We start from the raw sequence: 7,899 nt of genomic DNA, 5'->3' as shown, positions 1-7,899 counted from the left end.
GATCTACTATTTTCAATTCATGCGAACCGGGTGTTTGAGGATGAAACCCTTGCTATCTTGGGAATGCTTGCGTTTTCTTTTATTTTCTCTATATTATGTTTTTTAGACGAAAGTTAATTAAACGCTAAATAGTAGAACTGCCGGATTCCAAACTGTTCACCGGGAAGCTGCGCCGGCGCCCTCATACGATTCGCGCTGCTTAGTGACTCATTCCCAGATATTGCGTCTGGATGTGGTGATTCTGCTGCAGTTCGACTGGAGTTCCGGCAAACACGACCTGGCCTTTGCTGAGAATGTAGACCCGGTCGGCAAGGGCCAACGCCATCGACAGATTCTGCTCCACCATCAGCATGGACAGTCCTTTCGCTTTAAGCGTCGAGATGATCTTCATCACTTCCTGCACCATGATCGGCGACAGCCCCTCCGACGGCTCGTCGAGCAGCAGCAAATCGGGATTGGTCATCAGCGCCCTGCCGATCGACAGCATCTGCTGCTCGCCGCCGCTCAGGTTGCTTCCCAAAAACGCCTCCCGCTCTTTCAGGCGGGGAAACAGCCGGTAAATATCGTTCAGCGTCCAACGTGAACCCGACTTGCCGGCTCTCGCCGCAATCTCCAGATTTTCCTTGACCGTCAGATTGGGGAAGATTCCTCTCCCTTGCGGCGACAGGCCGATCCCCAGGCGTGCGATTTTGTACGGGGGTTGCTGCTGGATCGGAGTACCCGCAAAGACGATTTTCCCCCTGCGCGGAGGCGTAAACCCGATGATTGATCGGATCGTCGTCGTCTTGCCCATTCCGTTTCGCCCCAGCAGAACCGACAGGGAACCTTTCTCCACGGTCAGCGAGACGCCGTGCAGAACGTGGCTGTCCCCGTAGTAGGTGTCGATCTGTTCCACCTGCAGCATGCTCACACGCCTCCTTTCTTGCCAAAATAGATTTCGTACACACGGGGATCCGTCTGGATCGTTCGGGGGTCTCCTTCCAGCAGTATGCCGCCGTTGTACAGAACTGTCACCCGATCGGCAAGCCCGAAGACGACGTCCATGTCATGTTCAATGATCAACAGTGTCAGATCCCGCGGCATTTGCTGCAGCAGCTTGAGAATCTGCTGCGTTTCCTGATTCGACATGCCGGCTGTCGGTTCGTCCAGCAGCAGGATTTTCGGCTCGGTCGCAATCCCGAGCAGGATTTCCAACTGCCGCTGCTCGCCGTAAGAGAGATGCTTCACCAGCGTGTGGCTCCTCTCCGCCAGTCCCCAGGTGGCAAGCAGCTCGTCCGCCAGGTCATAGATGTCCGGAAAACGACGCCGGGAACGGATACGGTACCAGACCCGCCCGGTGCCCGTTTTCATCTGCAGCACCAACAGCAAATTCTCCAGTACGGACAACTCGCTGAACAGGTTGTTTTTTTGGAAGGTTCGCACCATGCCTTTGCGCACGCGTTGGTAATTTGGCAGGCGCGTGATGTTTTCCGTGAAAAAGAAAATGTCGCCGGCAGTCGGCTGCAGATCGCCTGCAATCATGTTAAACAGCGTCGTTTTGCCCGCTCCGTTGGGGCCGATAAACGCCCGCCGCTCGCCGTGTCGCACGGTGAATGTCAGGTTTTTTAAAATTTCCAGCCCGCCAAACCGCTTCCCCAAGCCCTCGACGCGCAGAGCGTCCGGTTGAACGATTTTTTCCTCCGCTGGCACCCCCATCTGTCACACCCCATTCCTTTCCAGTTTCGCTTCCGAGACCGATTTCCCGCTCCCGACCTGAACCGGGGCGGGCCGATTCGCCGCGCGTCCCGTTTTCCCCCGCCAGGTGAGGCCCACGATTCCTTTGGGAACAAAGATGACAAACAGGAGAAAGGTGAGACCGACGATCAGCATCCACAGGTCTGTGTACGAACTGACGATCGTTTCCAAAACCACCATGAAAGCGGCTCCCAAAACCGGACCCAGCAGCGTACCGGCGCCGCCGATCAACACCATGATCAGCACTTCCCCCGACATCGTCCAGTACATATCCTTCGGCGAGACGAAACCATTGAAATAGGAATACAGGCTGCCGGCTACCCCTGCCAGCCCACCGGCCAAGATGAACGCCGCATTTTTGTAAAATGTGGGGTTGTATCCGATCGCCTTCATCCTCGTCTCGTTTTCGCGGATGCCGACAAAAATCCGGCCGAACGGGGAGTACAGAACGACCTTCAGGCAGAGGAAAGTCAGGGCGAACACCAACAAGACCAGTACATACAGCTGGCCCGTTTCCTGCATCGAAAAACCTTCCGCCAGCACAGGCCTGGGCACGCCCGCCAAACCGTTGTCTCCGCCGGTCAGGCTGCTCCACCGGTAGACCAACACGTACACCATCTGGGAAAACGCCAGGGTGAGCATTAAAAAGTAGAATCCGCTCACCCGGTTGCAGAAAAAACCGACAACGGCGGCGACGACGCCTGACACGATCAGCCCGGCCAACAATGAGACAAACAGGTTGGGGGATATGTGAATCGCAAACAGGCTTGTGGTGTAGGCCCCCACACCGAAATAGGCGGCGTGTCCCAACGAAACGAGCCCCGTGTAACCGACCAGAATGTTCAGGCTCAGCGCAAAGATGCCAAGGATCAGAATTTCCGTCACAATACTGACAAAATAGCTGGAAACGGCATACGGAATCGACGCTAACAGCAGAAACAGGATGGCATATCCCAGCCCTCTGCCGATTCGACTGCTCATCCACTCACCTGCTTTCCCAGAAGTCCTGTAGGTTTAACGAGCAAGACAACCGCCATGAATCCAAAGATGATGATCAGGCTGAGCTGCGGAAACATCACCTTGCCGAACGTCTCGACCAGACCGACAACGATGCTGGCGACCAGGGTTCCGGTGATCGATCCGAGACCGCCGACGACGAGGATGACCAGGGAAAGGATCAGGATCTCAAACTCCATACCCGGCGAAAGCCCCAGAATCGGTGCGGCTGCAACACCGCCCAGCCCCGCCAGCAGACCGCCTACAGCAAAAACGATCGTGTAGACCAGTTTGATATTGATCCCCAGCCCGCTGACCATCTCCTTGTTGCTGAGGCCGGCGCGGATGATCGCACCCCAGCGTGTTTTTTCCTGCAGCAACCACATGATCAAAGCGATGGCAAACCCTCCGGCCATCACCAGCAGCCGGTAGAGCGGAAACGTCTGTCCGAACAGTTCGACAGATCCGCTCAGCCCAATCGGCAGCGGCAGGGATTGGACATTCGAGCCCCAGATCCAGCGCACCAGGTCGTGCAGCATGTAAGCCAGTCCAAACGTCAGCAGCACCTGGGACAAATGATCCAACCGATAAGTGGGACGCAGCAGTCCTACTTCCAGCAGTAAGCACAAAAGAGCTACCAGCACAGGCGCTACCAGCAGGGCGGTGACAAAATCGCCCGAGACGTTCCTGGTAATGGTGAGGGCCAGATAGGCCCCCACCATATACAGTGAACCGTGGGCGAGGTTTAACACGCCAAGCATACCGAAGATCAGCGACAAGCCGCTGGTGATGAGAAACAACAGCAAACCATACGACAATCCGTTCACCAACTGGATCGCAATCATGTCCAAGGACACCCAACTCCTTCGTCCGTTCTCAAACTCCGTGCGGCCACTGTCACTTTCCAGGATCCTTGAATTCCCCAATCGTCTTCATTATGGAATTCTCCGTTTTGCCGTCTTTCAGTTCCGTCTTGATCAGGTACATGTTTTGGATGATGTTGTGGGTTTCTTTGTCAAACTTGATCGGTCCGCGCGGGCTGACAATCGAGACATCACCGAATGCTTGGGCGACTTTTTGCTTGTTGGAGGTATCCCCATTCAGATTCTTCAGTACTTCGACGATGATCCGAGCGGCATCATATCCTTCCACCGATTCGATGCTGGGACGTTCCTTGTACTTTTTCTGGTAGGCCTCGGCAAACGCCTTGTTTTCCGGCGTGTCCAGGTTATAATCCCAGAACATTGTGCTGAGGATACCGACCGGCGAATTGCCTTGCGCCGGACGAATGTTCTCGGCGTTTAACCAGCCGGAACCGATTAATGGAATCTTCCCTTTCAGCCCATACTGTTCGTATTGCTGAACGAAACGTACCGCATCGCTGCCGGCAAAAAACGCATACACCGCTTCCGGCTGGGCGCTCTTGATCTTGGTCAGATAGGAGGCATAGTCATTCGAGCCGAGCAGCGGATAGACTTCCCCGACGATCTGTCCACCGGCCGCCGTATAGGCCTCTTTAAAAGCGTTTACAACCTCGTGCCCGAAAGCGTAGTCGGCCGCGGTCAAATATATCTTTTTGCCAACGTTCTCATAAGCCCATTTGCCCATCGAGTAACCGATCTGCCAGGAGCTGAACGAGGATCGCCAGATGTAGTCGCTCCGTTTGCTGCGAGTCAAGTCGTTGCCGCCGGCGTGTGAAACCAGAAACGGGATCTTTTTGCTCTCGACCTCATCACGCAGCGCGTAAGCGACAGCCGTACTGACCGGTCCGGTGAGAATATCGATCTTGTCTTTTTCCACCAGCTTGCGCAGTTTGCGCAAGGAGGCCTGGGGATCGTTCTCCTCGTCTTCCTTGATCAGTTCGATTTTCCTTCCCGCCACCTGCCAATTCACACTGTCAAAATAGAGTTCCATTCCGCGCGTCAAATTTTCTCCCAGCGAGGCGTAGACGCCGGAATAAGGCAAAACCGCTCCAATTTTGACAGGCGCTTTGCCGGATCCGCTGTCGCCACCCGGATTTGCGCTGCCGTTCGTTCCGTTGGAAGGAGTCGTTGATCCGCAGGCGGTCATCCACGTAACGCTTGCCACCAGTAAAGAGATGAAGGTAAACCGCAATTTTTTCACACTTCTCACCCCATCATTTTTTTTTGAAATGACACATTTGATTCTGTTGCTGCAAACCGATTCTGTCTGCTCACCCGCTTTTTAATTATTTGTAATCGTGTAAAACTTCTGTAAATTTAGGCCGTGAGCCGGACGCTTTCTTTATTGCTGCTGCCTCGCGTCCGATACTCGTCATTCATGTGATTCGCGAAAAGGCGGCGATCCGCCCAGTCTGAAGCGATCAGGAACGGGGGCTGTCGAGGCTTTCCTCTCACCTGTTGGCCCAAATCGGTTGACGCTTTTCCAAGAACGATGCAAGCCCTTCCTGTGCGTCATGGGTCTGGATCAGTTCTTGCAGGTAAATTTGTTCCACCTTGCCGATAGCACCGGCAAACGAGGAGGCAAGCGCTGCACGCACTGCTTTTCGCGTCAGCGAGAGCGACAACGCGCTTTTCTTACGCAGCTTTTCAATCAGTTCGGCAAGCGTTGCTTCCACCTGATCCGCTGCGACAACGCGATTGACCAGCCCCCATTCATACGCTTTCCGGGCGTCGATCATGTCTCCTGTAAGGAGCAGTTCCATCGTTCGGTTCAATCCTGTCATCCATGGAAACACCACGGCCGATACAGGCGGAAACAGTCCCAAGTTAATCTCCGGCTGACCAAATGCAGCCGATTCGCTTGCAATCACGATGTCGCAGAACGTGGCAAGTTCACATCCCCCGCCAATGGCCGGTCCCTCCAGGACGGCGATCGTCGGGCACGGAACTTTTAGCAACAGATGAAACATCTTGTGAAACAGATGGATCATCGGCTCCACTTTTTCGCCGAGATGGTTCTCAACTGCAACCCCGACGAAAAACGCCTTGCCTTCGGCGCGGATCACCAGCGCGTTGACATCTTGCATTTTGGTGAGAGACGAGAGCGCATCTGCAATCTCCTGCATCATTTCCATGTTCATGACGTTGAGCGGTGATCGCCGCAGGCTGAGAGTGGCTACTCTGTCCTCGACAGAAAACTGGATCGTCCGGTAGTCGTTCATCTTCTCACCCTTTCTCTCTCCATCTGAACGGCCGGCTGGATGACCCGGTTTGCCTTGACATCATACAAACCAAGCGGAATCAGCCGCAATCCCGGCAAGAAGTCACATGTCAAAAACAACAAAGTATAGAGAATGTCATGATAGGGGTAACCCCGTTCCTGCAAGGCGGACAACAGCTGGCGCTGGTATTCCACCGCTGTAGCAAAAGAAGTGTCGGTGGTCATCATGCCCGTCAGCGGCAGCGGGATTTCCAAAACCACCTCGCCCCGGTCAACGACGGCCACTCCCCCGCCCAATTCGTGCACTCTGGCGGCAGCTATCGCCATCGAGACAGGGTCACGGCCGATAACGAGCGGATGTGTGGTCGTGTTATAAGTGCTGGCCATCCCGTCGAGGGTGGTTGCGAAATTCTCCAACAATCCCCGCGCCACCCATCTGCCGTGGCGGTCGATCAGGCAGGCCAGCAACAAGCCGGGCTGCTGCGAAATATCGGCAAAACCATCCCTCACGGGCAAGTGGATCGATTTGGGTTGGGTGATCACCGTACTGCGAAAATGGATCACCGGCACCGGCTCATCCGGTGATGTGTGCGGATAGCGGTAGAGATCGGGATCTTGCAGGAATGATTTTTGAATCGAAAATGCAGGGCCCGCCAGGTATTGGCTCCAATCGATCGAGGGCGGCGTAACCAGAAGATTGCCATGTTCAGCCACGACACGCCCGCCGCAGATCACGAGCTCCGGGCGGAAATCGACCAGATCCGGCAGAACCAGCAGATCGGCGCGGCGGCCGGGTGCGATTCCCCCAATCTGATCATCCAGCCGCAGGTACGTTGCCGGATTGATCGTCGCCATCTGGATCGCCTGCATCGGCGCAACACCCAGTTCCACCGCTTTTCGGACCAGCCCGTCGACGCATCCTTCTTCTTCAATGTAGGCCGGATGCGGACCGTCTGTGGTCATCAGAATGCGCTGTGTCTGGATATTGGCTTCCGTGATCAGCTTGACGACCTCTGGAAAATCGGGCCGCAGCGAACTGTTCCGCAGCGTCGTCCACATGCCCAATCGCAACCTGTCCAGCGACTCCTGCGCCGTGATCGCTTCGTGACAGGCACTCACCCCGGCGGCGACGATCGCGTTCAATTTTTCATACGAACAGCCGGCGGTATGACCATCGACCACTTTTCCCAGCCGTTTTGCATACTCGACCGTTTGGATGGCGAAGGGATCCCCGTTATACAGCAGGGGCCAGCGCGTGACTTCAGCGGTACCCGCCACCTGTTCGAGTTCAAGCAGACGCTGTACCTGTTCCGGAGCAAAATAGTCCCGCTCGCCGACGTAATCGGCCTGCGAAACGATCCGTGCCAGCCACAGATGATTGATGGGCAGCACCTGCAGATCCCGCACCATTTTCGCAAATCCTTCCACTTCCATGTGGAGATAGAAAAACAGATTGTCGTTGACGATCGTGGTGGTACCAAGGGAAAGAACCTTGACCGCAAAGCTTACAGGGTTGTAAATTACCCACGGATGTGCGTGCGGTTCGATAAACCCGGGTGAAATATACTTGCCGTTCGCATCGATCACTTGTGTCTGATCGCCGATCGCCGCTTCGCTCCCACCCACATAGGCAATCCGGTCCCGGTAGACCGCCACGTTTTGTTTCATGAATTCTCCCGAATAGACGTTGATGACCGTTCCGCCTTTGATATACAGATCGGCGGGCCGGCTGCCTTGTGCCACTTCGATCAGTTCATAGCTCGTTGCCCGCGATTCCAATCCAGCCCCTCCTCCAGTTTCATGAAACACATCCACCCGGCATGTTCGATCGGCCCGTTGCCTCCCGCACTCGCGTGCGGCAAACAACCTTAATCGAGCGCAGGCACTTGTTCGAGCGGCCGGCCGTTCAGTGCAGCCTCCGCAATGAGGCAAGACAATACCGGTCACTCCGTCCAACCGATATTGCCTTGTTGCCCCGCGCTGCCTGTTTCCCGTTATACTCCCTTCCACTGCGGCGCACGCTTC

Annotated in this window: 7 protein-coding genes; all 7 read right to left on the bottom strand. The window is 55.4% G+C overall.

Annotated features, from left to right (window positions below; all coding sequences use genetic code 11):
- Nucleotides 1-199: 199 nt before the first annotated feature.
- On the bottom strand, nt 200-904 hold the full coding sequence (locus tag C230_RS0101470; protein ID WP_018130305.1) for an ABC transporter ATP-binding protein: 705 nt from the start codon (nt 902-904) through the stop codon (nt 200-202).
- 2 nt (nt 905-906) lie between these two features.
- Complete coding sequence (locus C230_RS0101465) at nt 907-1,695, bottom strand: ABC transporter ATP-binding protein (protein ID WP_018130304.1); 789 nt, start codon at nt 1,693-1,695, stop codon at nt 907-909.
- Between the two features lie 3 nt (nt 1,696-1,698).
- Complete coding sequence (locus tag C230_RS0101460; protein WP_018130303.1) at nt 1,699-2,715, bottom strand: branched-chain amino acid ABC transporter permease; 1,017 nt, start codon at nt 2,713-2,715, stop codon at nt 1,699-1,701.
- Nucleotides 2,712-3,581, bottom strand: coding sequence for a branched-chain amino acid ABC transporter permease (locus C230_RS0101455; RefSeq protein WP_018130302.1), 870 nt, complete (start codon nt 3,579-3,581; stop codon nt 2,712-2,714). The genes C230_RS0101460 and C230_RS0101455 overlap by 4 nt, the downstream gene beginning before the upstream one ends.
- Nucleotides 3,582-3,627: 46 nt before the next feature.
- Nucleotides 3,628-4,854 carry an ABC transporter substrate-binding protein gene (locus tag C230_RS0101450; RefSeq protein ID WP_018130301.1) on the bottom strand — a complete coding sequence of 409 codons (1,227 nt, stop codon included), beginning with the start codon at nt 4,852-4,854 and terminating at the stop codon, nt 3,628-3,630.
- Nucleotides 4,855-5,104: 250 nt separating this feature from the next.
- Nucleotides 5,105-5,875 (bottom strand): enoyl-CoA hydratase/isomerase family protein, encoded by a 771-nt coding sequence (locus tag C230_RS0101445; protein WP_018130300.1) that lies wholly within the window; start codon nt 5,873-5,875, stop codon nt 5,105-5,107.
- Nucleotides 5,872-7,653: an adenine deaminase C-terminal domain-containing protein gene (locus tag C230_RS0101440; RefSeq protein WP_018130299.1), complete on the bottom strand. Its 1,782-nt coding sequence runs from the start codon at nt 7,651-7,653 to the stop codon at nt 5,872-5,874. Before C230_RS0101440 ends, C230_RS0101445 begins: the two co-directional genes overlap by 4 nt.
- Between the last annotated feature and the right edge of the window lie 246 nt (nt 7,654-7,899).

This window comes from Effusibacillus pohliae DSM 22757, assembly GCF_000376225.1.
In the GTDB taxonomy this organism is placed as follows: domain Bacteria; phylum Bacillota; class Bacilli; order Tumebacillales; family Effusibacillaceae; genus Effusibacillus; species Effusibacillus pohliae.
This window is presented reverse-complemented; position numbering and strand designations above follow the sequence as displayed.

Coding starts and splice junctions, on each gene's coding strand:
- C230_RS0101470 (WP_018130305.1), bottom strand. CDS start 904: ATGCTGCAGGTGGAACAGATCGACACCTACTACGGGGACAGCCACGTT.
- C230_RS0101465 (WP_018130304.1), bottom strand. CDS start 1,695: ATGGGGGTGCCAGCGGAGGAAAAAATCGTTCAACCGGACGCTCTGCGC.
- C230_RS0101460 (WP_018130303.1), bottom strand. CDS start 2,715: ATGAGCAGTCGAATCGGCAGAGGGCTGGGATATGCCATCCTGTTTCTG.
- C230_RS0101445 (WP_018130300.1), bottom strand. CDS start 5,875: ATGAACGACTACCGGACGATCCAGTTTTCTGTCGAGGACAGAGTAGCC.